Annotated in this window: 14 protein-coding genes and 1 pseudogene; 3 read left to right on the top strand and 12 right to left on the bottom strand. The window is 73.4% G+C overall.

What is annotated here, in order from left to right; genetic code table 11:
* The 3 genes and pseudogenes from E1291_RS16110 to E1291_RS16100 form a co-directional block, all read right to left on the bottom strand.
* Nucleotides 1-980 (bottom strand): annotated as a pseudogene (locus E1291_RS16110) (FtsX-like permease family protein); the annotation flags it as partial.
* The gene (locus E1291_RS16105; RefSeq protein WP_131738619.1) at nucleotides 977-1,693 is read right to left on the bottom strand and encodes an ABC transporter ATP-binding protein; all 717 of its coding nucleotides are present in this window, start codon (nucleotides 1,691-1,693) and stop codon (nucleotides 977-979) included. The gene E1291_RS16105 and the pseudogene E1291_RS16110, both read right to left, overlap by 4 nt.
* The gene (locus E1291_RS16100) at nucleotides 1,690-2,292 is read right to left on the bottom strand and encodes a PadR family transcriptional regulator (RefSeq protein ID WP_131738618.1); all 603 of its coding nucleotides are present in this window, start codon (nucleotides 2,290-2,292) and stop codon (nucleotides 1,690-1,692) included. The genes E1291_RS16105 and E1291_RS16100 overlap by 4 nt, the downstream gene beginning before the upstream one ends.
* Before the next feature lie 152 nt (nucleotides 2,293-2,444).
* Here E1291_RS16100 and E1291_RS16095 point away from each other — a divergent pair, with 152 nt between their 5' ends.
* Nucleotides 2,445-3,263, top strand: coding sequence for a hypothetical protein (locus E1291_RS16095; protein WP_131738617.1), 819 nt, complete (start codon nucleotides 2,445-2,447; stop codon nucleotides 3,261-3,263).
* 107 nt (nucleotides 3,264-3,370) lie between these two features.
* Here E1291_RS16095 and ilvC read toward each other — a convergent pair whose 3' ends face one another.
* The 4 genes from ilvC to E1291_RS16075 all read right to left on the bottom strand — a co-directional run bounded on the left by ilvC (nucleotide 3,371) and on the right by E1291_RS16075 (nucleotide 9,760).
* The gene (gene ilvC / locus E1291_RS16090) at nucleotides 3,371-4,354 is read right to left on the bottom strand and encodes a ketol-acid reductoisomerase (protein WP_131738616.1); all 984 of its coding nucleotides are present in this window, start codon (nucleotides 4,352-4,354) and stop codon (nucleotides 3,371-3,373) included.
* A 51-nt stretch (nucleotides 4,355-4,405) separates the two neighbouring features.
* The gene (ilvN, locus tag E1291_RS16085; RefSeq protein WP_131738615.1) at nucleotides 4,406-4,930 is read right to left on the bottom strand and encodes an acetolactate synthase small subunit; all 525 of its coding nucleotides are present in this window, start codon (nucleotides 4,928-4,930) and stop codon (nucleotides 4,406-4,408) included.
* A 4-nt stretch (nucleotides 4,931-4,934) separates the two neighbouring features.
* Nucleotides 4,935-6,722, bottom strand: a complete 1,788-nt coding sequence (locus E1291_RS16080) for an acetolactate synthase large subunit (RefSeq protein ID WP_278045262.1) — start codon at nucleotides 6,720-6,722, stop codon at nucleotides 4,935-4,937.
* Between the two features lie 194 nt (nucleotides 6,723-6,916).
* On the bottom strand, nucleotides 6,917-9,760 hold the full coding sequence (locus tag E1291_RS16075; RefSeq protein ID WP_131738614.1) for a putative bifunctional diguanylate cyclase/phosphodiesterase: 2,844 nt from the start codon (nucleotides 9,758-9,760) through the stop codon (nucleotides 6,917-6,919).
* A 420-nt stretch (nucleotides 9,761-10,180) separates the two neighbouring features.
* On the opposite strand from E1291_RS16075, the gene E1291_RS16070 reads away from it, so the two are divergent.
* Nucleotides 10,181-11,263: a PQQ-dependent sugar dehydrogenase gene (locus E1291_RS16070; protein WP_131738613.1), complete on the top strand. Its 1,083-nt coding sequence runs from the start codon at nucleotides 10,181-10,183 to the stop codon at nucleotides 11,261-11,263.
* Between the two features lie 18 nt (nucleotides 11,264-11,281).
* On the opposite strand, the gene E1291_RS16065 is transcribed toward E1291_RS16070, so the two are convergent.
* From E1291_RS16065 to gatC, 4 genes are all read right to left on the bottom strand, one after another.
* Complete coding sequence (locus E1291_RS16065) at nucleotides 11,282-11,902, bottom strand: Uma2 family endonuclease (protein ID WP_131738612.1); 621 nt, start codon at nucleotides 11,900-11,902, stop codon at nucleotides 11,282-11,284.
* A 121-nt stretch (nucleotides 11,903-12,023) separates the two neighbouring features.
* Nucleotides 12,024-13,508, bottom strand: coding sequence for an Asp-tRNA(Asn)/Glu-tRNA(Gln) amidotransferase subunit GatB (gene gatB, locus E1291_RS16060; protein WP_131738621.1), 1,485 nt, complete (start codon nucleotides 13,506-13,508; stop codon nucleotides 12,024-12,026).
* 14 nt (nucleotides 13,509-13,522) lie between these two features.
* Nucleotides 13,523-15,022, bottom strand: a complete 1,500-nt coding sequence (gene gatA, locus E1291_RS16055; protein WP_131738611.1) for an Asp-tRNA(Asn)/Glu-tRNA(Gln) amidotransferase subunit GatA — start codon at nucleotides 15,020-15,022, stop codon at nucleotides 13,523-13,525.
* Nucleotides 15,023-15,025: 3 nt separating this feature from the next.
* Nucleotides 15,026-15,325 (bottom strand): Asp-tRNA(Asn)/Glu-tRNA(Gln) amidotransferase subunit GatC, encoded by a 300-nt coding sequence (gene gatC / locus E1291_RS16050; protein ID WP_131738610.1) that lies wholly within the window; start codon nucleotides 15,323-15,325, stop codon nucleotides 15,026-15,028.
* A 138-nt stretch (nucleotides 15,326-15,463) separates the two neighbouring features.
* Here gatC and E1291_RS16045 point away from each other — a divergent pair, with 138 nt between their 5' ends.
* On the top strand, nucleotides 15,464-15,712 hold the full coding sequence (locus tag E1291_RS16045) for a DUF6458 family protein (RefSeq protein WP_131738609.1): 249 nt from the start codon (nucleotides 15,464-15,466) through the stop codon (nucleotides 15,710-15,712).
* A gap of 186 nt (nucleotides 15,713-15,898) precedes the next feature.
* On the opposite strand, the gene E1291_RS16040 is transcribed toward E1291_RS16045, so the two are convergent.
* The gene (locus E1291_RS16040) at nucleotides 15,899-18,019 is read right to left on the bottom strand and encodes a putative bifunctional diguanylate cyclase/phosphodiesterase (RefSeq protein ID WP_131738608.1); all 2,121 of its coding nucleotides are present in this window, start codon (nucleotides 18,017-18,019) and stop codon (nucleotides 15,899-15,901) included.
* Between the last annotated feature and the right edge of the window lie 161 nt (nucleotides 18,020-18,180).

Here is an 18,180-nt window from a genome sequence, read left to right as displayed (position 1 = left end):
ACCAGGCCGCCCGCCAGGACCACGGCGCGCAGCTGCCGGGGTTCGCCGCCCGCGGCCGCGACCAGCGCGAGCATGCGCCGCTGCCGCCGGACGCCGACCGCGAACGCGGGCCCGGCGAGCAGGACGACCTCCAGCACGACCATCGCGGCGATCAGGGCGACGAGCGGCGCGTCGGAGACCGTCCCGGAATCTCCGGCGAACGCCCGCTCGCTCTCGGCCGGCGGGTCGTCCACCACGGCCCGCGAGAGAACGGTGATCCCCGTCGAGTTGAAGTCGGTGACGTCGGCCCAGGTGACCTCGCGGCCCGCGTCGACGAGCCACTGCGGGCGGGGCGGCCGCAGGCCCGGGACCGATCCGGGCAGGGCCAGCGCGACCCGGGCGTCCGGGTGGCGCGCGGAGCGCACGTGGCCGACCACGCGCCTCTTGGTTCCGGCGGCGTCGACCTCGGCCCAGGAGCCCACGGGATAGCCCTTGGACCCGAACGAGGGCGCCAGCGCGATCTCGTCGGGCGAGGCGGGGGCACGACCCTCGGTGATCTTGAACAGGCCGCGGGCCAGCGGGTCGCGGACGTCGAGCTCGGTGAGCTCGGCCCGCACCTGGCCGTGCGGGGTCCGCAGCGGCAGCGACATCTCCGCGCCGAGGGGCAGCACGCGCGCCCGCGGTCCGTACTTGGCGACGACGCGCGCCCTGATCTCCTCGGTGCTCCACGGGCGGTCGTCCTCCGGGCCGGCCATCCCGATGTCGTCGTCGGCCGCCTGGCTCGTCCGGTCGTGCCCGGTGCCGGTGAGCCGGGCGTCGGCGGTGCCGAGCCGGTAGGGCGCCTCCTCGCGCGGCGACCACTCCGCCGTCCGGGCGACGACCGACAGCGCGACGATCACCATGACCGGCAGGCCGATCATGCACATCACCAGCGCGGTGCGGCCCCGGGCGCGCAGCGCGTCCCGGCGCGCGATCCGCAGCGCGGCTCCATAGCCGCTCACCGCGCGTCCTCGAGCAGCGTCTCGGGCCCGGGACGGCCGGGCGTGGCGTCCACGACGCGGCCGTCGCGCAGGAACACGACCCGGTCGGCCCAGGCGGCGTGCCGCGACTCGTGCGTGACCATCAGGCAGGCGGCGCCCGCGTCGCAGCGGCCGCGCAGGACGCGCATGACGTCCTCGCCGGTGTGGCTGTCGAGGGCGCCGGTCGGCTCGTCGGCGAGCAGGAGCCGCCGGTCGCCGACCAGGGCGCGGGCGATCGCCACCCGCTGCTGCTGGCCGCCGGACATCTCGTCCGGGTACCGGTCGGCCAGGTCCGCGATCCCCACCTCCCGCAGGGCGTTGTGCGCCTCCCCGCGGGCCCGCCGGGCGCGGGCCCCGTCCAGCTCGCGCGGCAGCATGACGTTCTCGGCCGCGGTGAGGCACGGGATGAGGTTGAGGTCCTGGAAGACGTAGCCGAGGCTGCGGCGGCGCAGCGCCGACCGCCCGGCGCCGCCGAGCGCGCCGAGGTCGGCGCCCTCCACGACGACCTGCCCGGACGTGGGGGTGTCCAGGCCCCCGGCCAGCGCGAGCAGGGTCGACTTGCCCGACCCGGAGGGGCCCATCACGGCGACGAACTCGCCGGCGGCGACGGTGAGGTTCACCTCGCTCAGGGCGTGGACGAGGCCGGCGCCCGCTCCGTGGTCGCGGGAGACGGCGTGCAGGGCGAGGACGCTCATCGGCGCGCTTCCCCTTCTCGCACCGGGGCCTCGGCGGGGGTCCCCGCCGGCGGCGCGCCCGCGGGCGGGGGCGGGGGCACCCGGGCGACGTAGGACTCGCAGTGGTCCAGCCAGCGCACCTCCGCCTCCGACTGGAAGATCATGGACTCCAGCACCAGCCGCCAGGCGCGGTCCCCCTGGTCCGCGGGGACGGCGGGCGCGTCGGCCTTGAGCCGGGTGAGGTCCTGCAGGGTGCGCAGGGTCGCGGTGCGCTGGGCCTGCACCACCTGCCGGACGTCCACGCCGGGCGTCGTGACGGCCATCGCGAGCTTGATCGCCAGCTCGTCGCGGGGACGGTCGCCGCGCGCGACCGGGGTGGCGAACCAGCGCCGCAGGTCCGCCTCGCCCGGCGGGGTGATCCGGTAGACGAACCGGCCCTCCTCGTCGGCCCCGACGCGGGTGACCAGCTCGTCGCGTTCGAGGCGGGAGAGCGTGGAGTACACCTGCCCGATGTTGAGGGGCCAGGTGGCGCCGGTGGACGACTCGAACTCGGCGCGCAGTTGGTAGCCGTAGCGGGGCCCCTGCGACAGCAGGGCCAGCAGGCCATGGCGGATCGACATACCTACTAAGTATGCATACCGCGTATGGTTTGGCAATACCGAGTATGCATCCGCGAGGACAGGCTCCGGCCGTTTTCACCGTGCGAGATCGACCGGGCCCCTAACGTAACCGGTGGCCCGGCCACCGGGGCGGACCGACGGGGGAGGGATCCGTGACCTCGGACAGCACGATCAGTGTCCTGCGCGACGTCCTGCGCGTGTACGACCACCGCTACCTCGACCTCGACCACCTCCAGCGGGAGCGGCTGGTCGAGGGCACACGCCGGGTCCTCGGCGAGGAGGGGCTCAGCGACGCCGCGCGGGCGGCGCTGCCCGCCTCCGTCCGGCTCCGCGCGTTCTGCATCCAGAACGGGCTGGACGCCGAGCTCGAACGGCTGATCCGCGACGAGGCCGAGGGCAGCCCGGCGGGCGCCGTCGTGGTCGGCGGCCGGATCTACGCGCTGTACCCCTACCTGCGCGGCGTCCCCCGGCAGGACGCCGACATCACCACCGAGGTCGGCGTCGACCACCGGCTGGAGGCCGCCGGCTGGCAGGGCGGGCGGCTGCGGATCCGCGGGACGGCGGCGCTCCAGCGCGTCGACACCGACCGGACGGCCGTGGACATCGTCCTGCGCGAGCGCGTGTCGGGCCAGGAGCACTGCTTCCCGGCCGGGCCGCGCGACCAGGGCCCCGAGAGCCCCGGGGCCTTCGAGCTGGTCGCCGACGTCTCCGGGGTCGAGCCGGGCCGCTGGGACGTGCACGTGGCGGCCACGGCGCTCGGCGTCCGGCGGGAGGCGAGGTTCGGCTCCCGGCGGCCGGCGCGGTTCAGGACCGCACCGCAGCGGCGGACGACCGGCTCGGCGAAGCAGGGCACGGCGAGGGAGACGACCGTCTACTTCACCAAGGGCGGCCACCTGGCCCTGCTGGTCAAGACGGGCACGGGCGGCGCCCCGCTGCTCGCGCGGATCCGCCGCCGCCTCACCGGCGGCTGACCGGCGCCCGCCGCGCACCGCGACGGCACGGGCCGCCGGGAGGTCTCCCCCGGCGGCCCGTCACGCGTATCGCGTCCCGGCCGGACCCCGGCCGGGACGGCGCGGGCTCAGTCCTTGAGCCAGCTCATCATCGGGCGCAGCTCGGCGCCCGTCTTCTCGATCGGGTGCCCGGCCAGCTGCTCGCGGTACTTGCGGAACTGCGTCTGGCCGCCCTCGAACTCCGCCACCAGCTCCTTGGCGTACTCGCCGGACTGGATCTCACTGAGGATCTTCTTCATCGCGGCCTTGGTCTCCGGCGTGATCACGCGCGGGCCGCGGCTGTAGCCGCCGTACTCGGCGTTGTCCGACACCGACCAGTACATCGTGGAGACGCCGCCCTCGTACATGAGGTCGACGATCAGCTTCAGCTCGTGCAGCACCTCGAAGTAGGCGACCTCCGGCTGGTAGCCGGCCTCGGTCAGCACCTCGAAACCGGTCTTGACCAGCTCGGACGCGCCGCCGCACAGCACGGCCTGCTCACCGAACAGGTCGGTCTCGGTCTCCTCGGTGAAGGTGGTCCTGATGCCGCCCGCGCGCAGCCCGCCGATGGCCTTGGCGTAGGACAGCGCCAGCGGCCAGGCACCGCCGGACGGGTCCTTCTCGACCGCCACGATCACCGGGACGCCGCGGCCCGCGACGAACTGGCGGCGCACGAGGTGCCCCGGGCCCTTCGGCGCGACCATGGCCACGTCCACGCCCTCCGGGGGCTGGACGAGGTCGTAGCGGATGCTGAAGCCGTGCCCGAAGAACAGGGCGTCGCCCGGGACCAGCGCCGGCCGGATGTCCTTCTCGAAGATCTCCCGGTGGTGGTGGTCGGGCGCCAGCAGCATGACGAGGTCGGCCTCCTCGGCCGCCTCGGCGGGGGTCAGCACGCGCAGCCCCTCGGCCTCCGCCTTCTCGCGGCTGGCCGAGCCCTCGCGGAGCCCGACCCGCACGTCGACCCCGGAGTCGCGCAGGGAGAGCGCGTGCGCGTGCCCCTGGCTGCCGTAGCCGATGACCGCCACGTGCCGGCCCTGGATGACGCTCAGGTCGGCGGCGTCGTCGTAGAACATCTCAGCCACAGTGCTGCTGCCTTTCAGTGTTTTCGTGGATGACGGGACGGATCACGCGCTGCGCTCGATGGCCCGCAGCGAGCGGTCGGTGATGGAGCGGGCGCCGCGGCCGACGGCCACCATGCCGGACTGCACCAGCTCCTTGATGCCGAAGGGCTCCAGGATCCGGATGAAGGCGTCCAGCTTGTCGCGGTTGCCGGTGACCTCGATGGTGACCGCGTCCGGCGCGACGTCCACCACCTTGGCGCGGAAGAGCTGGACGGTCTCCAGGACCTGCGAGCGCGTCTCGGCGTCCGCGCGGACCTTGACCAGCACCAGTTCGCGCTGGACGGACGCCGACGGGTCGAGCTCGACGATCTTCAGGACGTTCACCAGCTTGTTGAGCTGCTTGGTGACCTGCTCCAGCGGCAGGTCGGCCACGTTCACCACGATCGTCATCCGGGAGATCTCCGGGTGCTCGGTGGTGCCGACCGCGAGGGACTCGATGTTGAAGCCGCGCCGGGAGAACAGGGCCGCGACGCGCGCGAGGATGCCCGGCTTGTTCTCCACCAGCACCGAGAGGGTGTGCAGGCTCATCGGGTCAGTCTCCGTTCTCCCAGTCGGGGGCCATGTCTCGCGCGATCTTGATGTCGTCGTTGGTGGTGCCGGCGGCGACCATCGGCCAGACCATGGCGTCCTGGTGGACGACGAAGTCGATGACGACGGGCGCGTCGTTGGTCTCCATCGCCTTGGCGATGACCGCGTCGACGTCCTCCGCCCGGTCGCAGCGCAGCCCGACGCAGCCGTAGGCCTCGGCCAGCTTGACGAAGTCGGGGATGCGCCGCGAGTGCAGGTTCGTGTTGGAGTAGCGCTCGTTGTAGAACAGCGTCTGCCACTGCCGGACCATGCCGAGGTTACCGTTGTTGATGACCGCGATCTTGACCGGGATGCCCTCGATCGCGCAGGTCGCGAGCTCCTGGTTGGTCATCTGGAAACAGCCGTCGCCGTCGATCGCCCAGACCTGGACGCCGGGCGCGCCGACCTTGGCGCCCATCGCCGCCGGGACGGCGTAGCCCATCGTGCCCGCGCCGCCGGAGTTGAGGAAGGCGCCGGGCCGCTCGTACTTGACGAACTGCGCCGCCCACATCTGGTGCTGGCCGACGCCCGCGACGTAGTACGCGTCGGGGCCCACGACCTTGCCGATCCGCTCGATGACGTACTGCGGGGACAGCGACCCGTCCGCGGGGACGTCGTAGCCCAGCGGGTAGGTCTCGCGCCAGGCCCTGAGCTGGCGCCACCAGTCCTCGTAGTCGCCCTTGCGGCCCGCCTCGTGCTCCTTCTGCACGGCGACGATCAGGTCCGCGAGGACCTCGCGGGCGTCCCCGACGATCGGGACGTCGGCGTGCCGGTTCTTGGAGATCTCGGCGGGGTCGATGTCGGCGTGCACGACCTTCGCGCCGGGGGCGAACCCGTCCAGCTTGCCGGTGACCCGGTCGTCGAACCGGGCGCCGAGCGCGATGAGCAGATCGGCCCGCTGCAGCGCGCCGACCGCGCCGACCGCGCCGTGCATGCCCGGCATGCCCATGTGCAGCGGGTGGCTGTCGGGCAGCGCGCCCTTGGCCATCAGCGTCGTGACGACGGGCGCCCCGGTCAGCTCGGCGAGCACCTTCAGCTCGGCCGACGCGTTGGCCTTCAGCACCCCGCCGCCGACGTACAGCACCGGGCGCTCGGCCGCCGACAGCAGCCGTGCCGCCTCCCTGACCTGCTTGGAGTGCGGCCGGGTGACGGGCCGGTACCCGGGGAGCTGGAGCTGGACGGGCCACTCGAACGCCGTGGTGGCCTGGAGCGCGTCCTTGGCGATGTCGACCAGGACCGGTCCAGGACGCCCCGTCCCGGCGATGTGGAACGCCTCGGCGACCGTGCGCGCGATGTCCTCGGCCCTGGTCACCAGGAAGTTGTGCTTGGTGATCGGCATCGTGATGCCGACGATGTCGGCCTCCTGGAACCCGTCGGTCCCGATCAGCGAGGACGTGACCTGGCCGGTGATCGCCACGATCGGCACCGAGTCCATGTAGGCGTCGGAGATCGCGGTGACGAGGTTGGTCGCGCCCGGCCCGCTGGTGGCCATGCACACCCCCACCTTGCCCGTGACCATCGCGTACCCCTGCGCGGCGTGTCCGGCGCCCTGCTCGTGCCGGACGAGGATGTGGCGCAGCTTCGCGGAGTCGAAGAGCGGGTCGTAGGCCGGGAGGATCGCGCCGCCCGGGATGCCGAACACCGTGTCGACGCCGACGTTCTCCAGGGCGCGGACCAGCGCCTGGGCTCCCGTCATCTGTTCGGTCGTCATGATCTGCGTTTCCTTGGGGAGTGAGTCTGGCTCGCCGGGCAACAAAAAACCCCCGCCGCCGGGAAGCGGTCGAGGGGAGGCGCGCAGGTCGGAAAGCTTGGTCAGCCTGCGCGCCGACCAAGTACTACGAGAATGATGGAAGTGCTCTGCACGACAGCCACTTTCGCCGACTTCGGCCCGCGGGTCAAATCCCTGGACGCTTTGTCTCAGAAAATGAGACGGGAGGGCGGAGCATATCAGCCCGGAAGGGGCAGCGGCACCTCCCCCGGGCGGCCCTGCGCGGTGAGGTTCGTCCGCACCAGCGACTCGACCCGGCCCGCCGCCATCGGCCGCGCCACCAGGAACCCCTGGCCGCGCGGGCAGCCCATCTCGCGCAGCAGCTCCAGCTGCTCGGGCCGCTCGATCCCCTCGGCGACCACGGTGATGCCGAGGTCGCGGCCCAGCCGCACGATCGTCCGGGTGAGCAGCGTGCGCGTCTCGTCCACGCCGAGGCCCGCCACGAACGACGGGTCGATCTTGATGATGTCGACCGGGAGCTGCCCGAGGTAGGCGAGCGAGGCGTACCCGGTGCCGAAGTCGTCGATCGCCAGCCGGACGCCGAGGTCGCGCAGCGCCGACAGCCGCGCCACGTTCTGCCCCGCGTCCTCGACCAGCACCTCCTCGCGCACCTCCAGGGTGAGCGCCGCCGGCGGCAGCCCCGTCTCCTCCAGCGCCGCCGCGACCGACTCCACGAACCGCGGCGCCGCGATCTGCCGGGCGGTGAAGTTCACCGACAGGCCCACGTCCCAGGAGTCCCCGCGCCAGCGCGCCACCTCGCGGCACGCCTCGCGCAGCACCCAGCCGCCGAGCGGGATCATCAGCCCCGACTCCTCCGCCGGGCCGATGAACTCCTCCGGCGGCACCGACTCGCTCCCCCGCCACCAGCGCAGCAGCGCCTCAACCCCGGTCACCCGGGACGTCGCGAGGTCCACGACCGGCTGGAACTCCACCGCGAACTGCTCGTCGGCGAGCGCGCGCTGCAGGTCGCTGCCGAGTTCGAGCCGGCGCACGACGTCGGCGTGCATGTGCGGCGCGAACACCTCCACCCGGCCGCCGCCCTGCTCCTTCGCGCGGGCCATCGCCAGGTCGCCGTTGCGGATCAGGTCGGCGGCGGTGCGGCGCAGCCGCCGGCCCGCCTCCGGACCGCCGCCCGGCCCGCCCGGCGCGGGCCGCTCCTCGTCGCCCGCGAACGCGATGCCCACGCTGGCCGTCAGCACGATGTGCCGGCTGCCCACCTGGTACGGCTCGCCCGACAGCACCCGCAGCAGCCGCCCGGCCAGCTCCACCGCGGCCCGCGTCTCCCGGTCGTCGGACGGCAGCTGGACCAGCACCGAGAACTCGTCCCCGCCCCACCGCGCCACCGTGTCGTCGGCCTGGACCGTGGCCCGCAGCCGCCGCGCCGCCTGCGCCAGCACCTGGTCGCCCGCGGCGTGCCCCGCCGAGTCGTTCACCGCCGTGAAACCGTCGAGGTCCACGAAGACCACCGCGACCTGGCCGCCCTGCGGCTGGCGCGTCAGCACCTCGCGGGTCCGCTCCTCGAAGTAGGACCGGTTCGGCAGGCCCGTCAGGCCGTCGTGGAAGGTCAGGTGCGCGACCTGCCGCTGCAGCGCCGCCTGCTCGCTCAGGTCGCGGGTCGTCACCAGCAGCCGCCCCGGCGCCTCGCCCGTCCCCGCGTACCGGGAGATCGTCGCCTCGGTCGGCAGCCAGGTGCCGTCCGCGGCCCGCACCCGGCACGGCACGCGCAGCGAGTCCTCGGGGCCGCCCGTCCCGTCCTCCAGGAACTCGGTGAACACGTCCTGGACGCGCGGCAGGTCCTCCGGGTGGACGATCTCATGCAGGGGACGTCCGAGCAGCTCCTCCGGCGTGTACCGGTAGGACCGCAGCGCGCCCGCGCTCGCGTACTGGACGGTCGCGTCCAGGTCGCAGATCAGCACCGCGTCGTTGATGCTCTCCGACAGCGCCCGGAAGTGCTCCTCGCCCGTCGCCACCGCGCGGCGCAGCGCGTCGCTCTCGCGCAGCAGGCCCGCCAGCCGCGCGATCAGCACCAGCGCGGCCGAGCCCGCCACCGCCGGCACCACCGGCTCCAGCCCGTCGGCGCCGGTCAGCGAGTGCCCGGCGACGAACAGCGCGGCCGCCGCGGCGACCGCGGCCGGGGCGAGCCCCGGGCCGATCATCCGGCCGCCCTCCTCGGCGGCCGGCGCTGCCACGGCGACGCCCTCGGGGATGTCGTCGACCTCCTCGGGGACGGCCGCGGCGGGCCCCGTCCACGGGACGAGCAGCAGCAGGAGCAGCCCGCCCAGGCGCAGGATGTCGGCCGGGTCGTCGGCCGGCGCGACGCCGTCCAGCCGCACGACCGTGGTCACCACGTCCGCGACCGCGAACGCCGCCAGCGCCCCGTAGCCCATCCAGGCGAGCCGCCGGTGCCCGCGCGCCGCGCCGAGGACGAACGGCAGCGCCCCGCAGACGAGCACCACGTCGATCAGGGGATACAGCAGTTCCAGGAGGAACTCCGACGGGGACTCCCCCGTCTGGTGGTAGAGCGAGCTGAACAGGATCACCCAGCCCAGCACGAACAGCGCGGCCGCGCAGACATAGGTGTCGGCGGCGTAGCGCAGCCACGTCCTGACGTCCCGGGGCGGCCTGATCGGCACCACCAGGCCCGTGACCAGCGCGGCCACGGCGGCCAGGTAGAACAGGTCCGACACCGACAGCGACAGCGCGCTGCGGCCTGTGCCGTCGGCGGCGGCGCTGCCGACGGCGCCCGCGAACCAGCAGGCCGCGGCCATGCCGTACCAGCGCCAGGAGGCGCGCCACAACCCGCCGGGGCCGGCCGCCTCGCCCGGCGCCGGGCCCTTGGGGACGCGCGCCGACAGCAGCAGTGACACCGCGGCGGCGCCCGCGGCGGCCGCCTCTGCCCAGGCGATGAAGGCCGTGCCGCCCCAGCCCAGCAGCGAGCCGGTGGCGTACAGCACGCCGACGACCGCGGCCATCGCGACCGCGAGCGCCCGAGGCGGCCTGCGCCGCGCGTTCTCGCCGCTCATCGCGCCGTGTCCCTTCCCGCCCCGCCGGGAGCGCTCGGTCCTCCACGGACGCGACGTCGCGCCGGGGGAGACATGGATCCGCCGACCTCGCCGGCCGCTCGGGTAACGTCCGGAAGGTCATGAAACGTGCCCCGCGCAGGGTCGGCGCGAGGCGACGGCGGGCGCATCCCCTGCGCCGGCCGGAGATCAGCGACGTTGCTGCAGTGCGGGATCACCGTGTCGCTCAATGTACGTTCCGTAGGTCACGGAGCGATTGAGGCTGGGCGTCCTCCCGGCGACGAACGGCCGTGTCACCCCGCCGCCAGGAACGTCCGAAACCCCCTCGACGCCCCTGACCTGCATCACGCTGCGTGACCGTTTTCACGTCCGCCGGGCCTGTGACGTCCGTCTCCTGTCATCCTGGATCCGGGAGGAGACCTCATGCGCACGCCGCTCGTCCTCGCGGCCGTCCTGCTCGCGGCGGCCTGCTCGTCGTCCACGCCCGGTGGGGAGCGCTCGCCCGGTCCCCCGCCGGGCGCTTCCGGCGGCGGGAGCGCCCCGGCCCGGCCGGGGTCGCCCCGCGTCCTGGTCGCCCATCTGAAGGTGCCGTGGGGGCTGGCGTTCCTGCCCGGCGGCGACGCCCTCGTGACCGAACGCGCCACCGCGCGGCTCCTGCGCGTCACCCCGGCGGGCCGCACCACGGTCGCCGGCACGGTCCCCGGCGTCCGTCCCGAGGGCGAGGGCGGCCTGCTCGGCGTCGCCGTCTCCCCAGGTCACGCCCGCGACCACCTGATCTACCTGTACTTCACCGCGGGCGACGGCAACCGCGTCGCCCGGGCCCGCTACGACGGACGTCTCGGCGCCCTCACGCCGATCGTCACGGGCATCCCCAAGGGCTCCAACCACGACGGCGGACGGCTGGCCTTCGGCCCCGACGGGATGCTGTACATCACGACCGGCGAGACCGGCGACCGCGACCTCGCCCAGGACAGGAAGTCCCTCGCGGGCAAGATCCTGCGCGTCACCCCCACCGGCGCCCCCGCCCCCGGCAACCCGTTCGGCGACCGGGTCTGGTCGTACGGGCACCGCAACGTCCAGGGCCTCGCCTGGGACGACGAGGGGCAACTCTTCGCCACCGAATTCGGACAAGACGATGTCGACGAAATCAACCGGATTGTGAAAGGAGCCAACTACGGTTGGCCCCTCGTCGAGGGCCGCGGCCGCCGCCCGGGGCTCACCGATCCGCTCATCACCTGGCCGACCGGCGAGGCGTCCCCGTCCGGCCTCGCCTTCGCGGGGGACGCCCTCTGGGCCGCGGCGCTGCGCGGCGAGCGGCTGTGGCGGATCCCGCTGACCGGCGGCGCCCTCGGCCGTCCCGCCGCCAGGCTCACCGGCGCCTACGGCCGGCTCCGCACGGTCGTCCGCGCCCCGGACGGCTCCCTCTGGATCACCACTAGCAACCGCGACGGCCGCGGCGCCCCGGCCCCGGACGACGACCGCATCATCGTCCTCCCCGCCCCCTGACCCGAACGCCCGAGCGGCTCAGTACTCCAGCTCGCCCCACTCGATGGTCATCGAGATCGGATTGGTGATCTCGGGCGGCCCACCGTCCTCGTCCTTCATCAAGGTGCCCAGGTGCTTGTAGAGCATCGCGGCCGGGTCCAGCTTGTAGCGCTCGATCGTGGACACGCCCGTGCCGTCCCAGTAGTGCGGAATGCCGGCCTTCGCATACTCACTGGCCTTGTCCGCGGTATCCGCGGTCTCGGACCCCGGCGAGACGACCTCCACGACCAACAGGACGTGTTCCGCGCGCAGCCGTTCTCCTGTGCTCCGATCAAGACACCGGTAAAGGACAACATCCGGCCGCCTGTTCAGCAACGGAACGTCGCGCAGCCGCAGGTCGAGAACGCTGTCGACGTCGAGGCAACCGTGTCCGGCGCGCGTCGCCGAGCGCGTCCACCGCTCGATGAGGTTGGTGAGCCGCCGCACCGCCGTCTGATGCTCAGGCGTCGGCGAGGCGCAGAAGACGACCATGCCGTCCACGACCTCGATCACCCTCGAGATGTCCTCGGGAAGCGCTTCGTACTCCTCCGCGGTCAAGGGCTGGGGCTGGGGCCGAATACCCAGCGACCAGTGATCCTCCGGTAGTGCGGTCCTCGCCATGGCCCCTCGAGATCGTGCCTGTAACCAGCGGGTTCAGCTTACGGTTCGGGGCCGGGGGACGGTGCTGGAAAGGGCGGGGCGCCGCCCGGCCTCGGGGTGTGCGGGGCCGGGCGGCGTACGGTCAGGATGCGCCCAGCTTCTCCAGGATCAGCTCGCGGGCGCGGGCGGCGTCGGCCTGGCCTCGGGTGGCCTTCATGACGGCGCCCACGAGCGCCCCGGCGGCGGCGACCTTCCCCGCGCGGACCTTGTCGGCGACCGCCGCGTTCCCGGCGATCACCTCGTCGATGACCGCGGCCAGCTCGCCCTCGTCGCTGACGACCTTCAGCCCCCGGGCCGCGACGACCTCGTCCGGGCCGCCCTCACCGGCGAGGACGCCCTCGAACACCTGGCGGGCCAGCTTGTCGTTCAGCTCGCCCGCGGCGACCATCGCCTGGACGCGGGCGACCTGCTCCGGCGTGATCGGCAGCTCGGCCAGCTCGACGCCCTGCGCGGTGGCGCGCCGGGACAGCTCGTTCATCCACCACTTGCGGGCCGCGCCCGCGTCCGCGCCGCGCGCGACCGTCGCCTCGATCAGGTCGACGGCGCCGGCGTTGACGACGTCGCGCAGCTCCAGGTCGGACAGGCCCCACTCCGCCTGGACGCGGCGGCGCCGCGCGGCGGGCAGCTCGGGCAGGGTCGCGCGCAGCTCCTCCACCCACTCCCGCGCCGGGGCCATCGGCACCAGGTCGGGTTCGGGGAAGTAACGGTAGTCCTGCGCCTCCTCCTTGCTGCGCCCGGCGGTGGTGCGGCCGGTGTCCTCGTGGAAGTGGCGCGTCTCCTGGACGATGCGCCCGCCGTCGGCCAGCACGCCCGCCTGCCGCTCGATCTCCGAGCGGACCGAGCGCTCGACCGAGCGCAGCGAGTTGACGTTCTTGGTCTCGGTGCGGGTGCCCCACTCGGCCGCGCCGCGCGGCATCAGCGAGACGTTCACGTCGCAGCGCATGGAGCCCTCCTCCATGCGCACGTCCGACACGCCGAGTGAGCGGACCAGCTCGCGCAGCTCGGTGGCATAGGCGCGGGCCACCAGCGGGGCCCGCTCGCCGGTCGCGGGGATCGGCTTGGTGACGATCTCGACCAGCGGGATGCCCGCCCGGTTGTAGTCGACCAGCGAGAACTCGGCGCCCTGGATGCGGCCGGTGGCACCGCCGACGTGCAGCGACTTGCCGGTGTCCTCCTCCATGTGGACGCGCTCGATCTCGATCCGGTACGTCTCGCCCTCGACCTCGACCTCCAGGTGGCCGTCGACGCACAGCGGCTCGTCGTACTGCGAGATCTGGAAGTTCTTCGGCATGTCCGGATAGAAGTAGTTCTTCCGGGCGAACCTGCACCACTCCACGATCTCGCAGTTCAGCGCGAGACCGATCTTGATGATGCCCTCGATCGCGGCGTGGTTGGTGACCGGCAGCGCCCCCGGCAGGCCGAGGCACACCGGGCACACCTGCGTGTTCGGGTCGGCGCCGAACGTCGTCGGGCAGCCGCAGAACATCTTGGACGCGGTGCCCAGCTCGATGTGCGTCTCGATGCCGAGGACGGGCTCGAACCGGGCCAGCGCCTCGTCGTAGTCCATCAGGGTCGGGGTGGTCACTTCGCCTCCACCAGTTCCGGGGCCCGCGCCAGCAGCGGGCCGCCCCAGCGGTCCTCCAGGGCGCGCTCGACGGCGGCGCCCACCCGGTAGACGCGGTCGTCGCCGAGGACGGGCGCCATGATCTGCAGGCCGACCGGCAGCCCGTCGGCCAGCCCGCACGGCACCGAGATCGCGGCGTTGCCGGTGAGGTTGGCGGGGATCGTGCACAGGTCGGCCAGGTACATCGCGATGGGGTCGTCCGCGCGCTCCCCGATCGGGAACGCCGTCGTCGGCGTGGTCGGCGAGACCAGCACGTCCACCTGCTCGAACGCGTTCTCGAAGTCGCGCTTGATCAGCGTGCGGACCTGCTGCGCCTTGCCGTAGTAGGCGTCGTAGTAGCCCGACGACAGCGCGTAGGTCCCGAGCATGATGCGCCGCTTGACCTCCGGGCCGAAGCCCTGCGCGCGGGTCAGCGCCATGACCTCCTCGGCGCTGCGGGTGCCGTCGTCGCCGACGCGCAGCCCGTACCGCATCGCGTCGAAGCGGGCCAGGTTGGACGACGCCTCCGACGGCGCGATCAGGTAGTACGCGGGCAGGGCGTGGACGAAGTTCGGGCAGGAGACCTCGACGACCTTCGCGCCGAGCGACTCCAGCGTCTCGACCGCCTCGGCGAAGCGGGCGGTGACGCCGGGCTGGTAGCCGTCGCCGGCGAACTCCTTGACGACGCCCACGCGCATGCCCTGCACGTCCGCGCGGCGGGCGCCCTCCACGACCGGGGGGACGGGCGCGTCCACCGACGTGGAGTCCATCCGGTCGTGCCCGCTGAACGCCTCGTGCAGGAGCGCCGCGTCCAGCACGTTCCGGGCGAACGGCCCCGGCGTGTCCAGCGACGACGCGAACGCGATCACACCGTACCGGGACGAGCCGCCGTAGGTCGGCTTCACGCCGACGATGCCGGTGACGGCGGCGGGCTGCCGGATGGAGCCGCCGGTGTCGGTGCCGGTCGACAGCGGCGCCTCGTAGGCCGCCACCGCCGCCGACGACCCGCCGGACGACCCGCCGGGGACGCGGCCGAGGTCCCACGGGTTGCGGGACACGCCGTAGGCGCTGTTCTCGGTGGACGAGCCCATCGCGAACTCGTCCATGTTCGTCTTGCCCAGGATCACCAGGCCCGCCGCGCGCAGCCGGGCGGTGATCGTCGCATCGTACGGCGGCCGCCAGCCCTCCAGGATCTTCGATCCGGCCGTGGTCGGCATGTCCGTGGTGGTGAAGACGTCCTTGTGGGCGATGGGGACGCCGGCCAGCGGGCCGAGCTCCTCCCCCGCCGCGCGCCGCTCGTCCACCTTCCGCGCCTGCGCGAGGACGGTCTCGGCGTCCACGTGCAGGAAGGCGTTCACCCGCCCGTCGACGGCGGCGATGCGGTCCAGGTGCGCCTGGGCGACCTCCGCCGCCGAGGTCTCACCGGCGGCGATGAGCTCTCCGAGCTCCGCCGCGCCCTTCTTGACCAGCTCACTCACGGGTCACGCCTCCTCGTCCAGGATCCGCGGGACGCGGAAGCGGTCGTCCTGCGCGGCCGGGGCGGCGGCGAGCGCCCGGTCCGGCGGGAGCGACGGCCGGACCTCGTCGGCCCGGTAGACGTTGGTCAGCGGGAGCGCGTGCGAGGTGGGCGGGATGTCCTGCGCCGCGACCTCCTGCACCCGCGCGACCGCGGAGATGATCTGGTCGAGCTGGGCGGCGAGATGGTCGAGCTCATCGTCGCCGAGCGCCAGCCGGGACAGCCGGGCGAGATGCGCGACCTCGTCACGGGTGATGGCGGACATGTTCGGGACCGTTTCTGGGATCGGCTTCGTACGCTGTCTGAGGACCTCATCCTAGGGGTCCCGCGTCCCGGCCGTTTCAGATCGTGGTGTGGGGAAGGTGTTCGTCGTCCACCCCCGGGACGACGAGAGGAGCCCGCCGTGACCATCGGCGGCAGCATCGCCCTGATCATCATCGGCGCGATCCTGGCCTATGCGGTCAACTACGAGTTCAGTGGCGTCGACATCCGGCTGGTCGGCGTGATCCTCATGGTGGGCGGGCTGATAGGGCTCGTCATCGGGATCGTGCGGATCGCCTCGGCGCGGAGGGTGGCCGAGCGGCGGCCGCCGCAGGCGGGCGAGCCGTACCGCGAGGACCTCCCGCCCGGCTACCAGCGCCGCTCCTACTGAGCCACCCCAACCGGCCGCCCACACCGGCCGCCAGTACAGCGCCGCATCCCGCCGCATCGTGGCCTGGGGCGCCTCACCCTTGGTGCGGCTGCCCGGGACGCGGCGGCTGCGGCGCGTAGGGCTGCTGGGGCACGCCGCCCGCGGCGGGGAAGACCACCGGCTTCGGCGGCGCGGGTCGAGCGCCCGTCAGGCGGCGGGTTCCGGCGCGCGCTCCATCCTGCGGCGCAGCCAGTCGGTCGCGGTGGCGGCGTCCATCGGACGGCCGAAGTGCCACCCCTGCGCGGCGTCGCAGCCCATTTCCCGGAGCAGCCGGGCGGTCTGCGGGTCCTCCACGCCCTCGGCGACCGAGCGCAGCCCCAGGGTGCGGACGAGGTCGACGATCGAGCGGACGATCACCGCGTCGTCGGTGGACTCGGCGAGCCGGCCGACGAACGAGGCATCGATCTTGATCTCCTCGACCGGCAGCCGCTTGAGCCGCACCAGCGAGGAGTAGCCGGTACCGAAGTCGTCCAGGCTGAGCGGGATGCCCAGCTCGGCGAGCTTGGCGACGGTGTCGGAGGCGTAGGCCGGCTCGTTCATCAGGATCCGCTCGGTGATCTCCAGCTGGAGCGCCGCCGCGGGCAGCCCGCGGGCGAGCAGGCCCTCCTCGATCGTCTCGGTCAGCCCGGTGTCGAGCAGGTCGCGGCCGGAGGCGTTCACCGCGACCTGGACGGCGAGGTCCTCGCGCCACCAGGCGGCGGTCTGCGCGAGCGCCGCGGCGACCACGTAGTGGGTGATCGAGCGCATCAGGTAGGTCTGCTCGGCGATCGACAGGAACGCCTCCGGCTCCAGCAACCCCTGGTCGGGGTGGCGCCAGCGCAGCAGCGCCTCCATCCCGACGACCTGGCCGTCGTGCAGCGAGATCTTCGGCTGGTAGAACAGCTCCAGCTCGGAGCGGTCGATGGCGCGGCGCAGGTCGCCGAGCATGCTGAGCCGTGCCGGGGAGTTGCGGTCCTTGCCGGGCGAGTAGACCTCGACGCCGGTGCGGGCCTCCTTGGCGTTGTACATCGCGACGTCCGAGCGCTGCAGCAGCAGCTCGAAGTCGGGCGCGTGGTCGGGGAACAGCGCGATGCCGACGCTGGCCTCCAGGTCGAACGACATCCCGTCCAGCCGGACGGGCTCGCTGAGCGCGGCGCGCAGCCGGGCCGCGACCTCGCGGGCGGCGGCCTCGTCCCGGACGGTCGGCAGCAGCACCGCGAACTCGTCGCCGCCGAGGCGGGCGACGAGGTCGCCGGGGCGGACGCTGTGCGTCAGCCGGTGCGCGACGAGCTGCAGCAGCCGGTCGCCGGTGGGGTGCCCGAGGGTGTCGTTGACCTCCTTGAACCGGTCGAGGTCGAGCAGGAAGAGCCCGGCGCGCCGGTTCGCCGGCTCGCCGGCCCGCGCCCCGCGGCCCCGGCGGAACCGGGGGGCGCGCCGGCCGCCCTCGCTCCGCCGCTCGGTGCCGCGCGCCTCCGCGAGCGCCTCCTCGGTGCGGACGATCAGCAGCTTGCGGTTGGGCAGCCCGGTCAGCCCGTCGTGCAGCGCCTGGTGCTCGCGGCGGACCGACACCGAGGCGTTCAGGTACACGGCGATGAACGGCAGCACGATGAGCGGCACGAACACCGCGGAGCGGTCCATGGCGACGACCATCAGCGGCGCGAGGCCGAGCAGGGCGAGATGGACCAGGACCTGGTAGCCGAGGTCCCAGCGCAGGGCCTTGATCAGCGAGACGCGCTCGTGCAGGGCCACGGCGGAGGCGACGAGGGTGTCGTTGCAGATGAAGTAGACGGTGCCGGCGAGCGCGATCACGGGCAGGTCGCCGCCGTCGGGCACCCACAGCCGGGTCGGGGTCGCCAGGTCGCCCGCCAGCGCCAGGACGAGCTGCGCGGCGGCCAGGCTGAGCGAGTACTGGGCGGCGTTGAAGGCGATGCGGTGCGGGGTGCGCCCGCGCAGGATCCCGCAGGTGATCACGGCGATGACCTGGAGGGCGGCGGCGAGCGGCAGTCCCGCGTACAGCAGCGCCGCGAACGCGAACGTGGTGGAGGTCGTGGCGCCGTTGTTCTCGGTGGACCCCGGCGTGATGATCGGCCGCAGCTCGCCGAAGACGATGAAGCAGCCGAGGATCCAGAAGACGGGGGTACCGGCCAGCGCGTCCAGGTCGGCGCCGCTCAGCCCGAGGAACGCGGTGCCGCTCGCGGCGATGCCGAGCAGGATGACGACGACGAAGTAGATCCACAACGGGGAGCCGCGGCGTGGCGCCGTGTTCCGCGTGTTGTTCGGGTCCTTCATCACATCCTCGGGGGGTTCGGGGGGCGGGCCGTCCCCCGGCGGTGGACGCGCGTGCCGGCGGGGGACTCGTCCCGGGCGAAACGTCCGAACATTTGGCTTGGGTCGTGATGAGTGGGAGAGTACGGCCTTTGCTCAACTTCGCGAAACCGATTGGGCACGTT

The organism is Actinomadura roseirufa (genome assembly GCF_900659635.1).
Classification (GTDB): Bacteria; Actinomycetota; Actinomycetes; order Streptosporangiales; family Streptosporangiaceae; genus Spirillospora; species Spirillospora roseirufa.
Note: the sequence above shows the minus strand (reverse complement) of the source record. Positions and strands in the feature narration are given on the sequence as shown.

Bases quoted from the DNA above. Each gene is read 5' to 3' on its own strand.
- E1291_RS16105 (WP_131738619.1), bottom strand. From the start codon at position 1,693: ATGAGCGTCCTCGCCCTGCACGCCGTCTCCCGCGACCACGGAGCGGGC.
- E1291_RS16100 (WP_131738618.1), bottom strand. From the start codon at position 2,292: ATGTCGATCCGCCATGGCCTGCTGGCCCTGCTGTCGCAGGGGCCCCGC.
- ilvC (WP_131738616.1), bottom strand. From the start codon at position 4,354: ATGTTCTACGACGACGCCGCCGACCTGAGCGTCATCCAGGGCCGGCAC.
- ilvN (WP_131738615.1), bottom strand. From the start codon at position 4,930: ATGAGCCTGCACACCCTCTCGGTGCTGGTGGAGAACAAGCCGGGCATC.
- E1291_RS16075 (WP_131738614.1), bottom strand. From the start codon at position 9,760: ATGAGCGGCGAGAACGCGCGGCGCAGGCCGCCTCGGGCGCTCGCGGTC.
- E1291_RS16070 (WP_131738613.1), top strand. From the start codon at position 10,181: ATGCGCACGCCGCTCGTCCTCGCGGCCGTCCTGCTCGCGGCGGCCTGC.
- E1291_RS16065 (WP_131738612.1), bottom strand. From the start codon at position 11,902: ATGGCGAGGACCGCACTACCGGAGGATCACTGGTCGCTGGGTATTCGG.
- gatB (WP_131738621.1), bottom strand. From the start codon at position 13,508: ATGGACTACGACGAGGCGCTGGCCCGGTTCGAGCCCGTCCTCGGCATC.
- gatC (WP_131738610.1), bottom strand. From the start codon at position 15,325: ATGTCCGCCATCACCCGTGACGAGGTCGCGCATCTCGCCCGGCTGTCC.
- E1291_RS16040 (WP_131738608.1), bottom strand. From the start codon at position 18,019: ATGAAGGACCCGAACAACACGCGGAACACGGCGCCACGCCGCGGCTCC.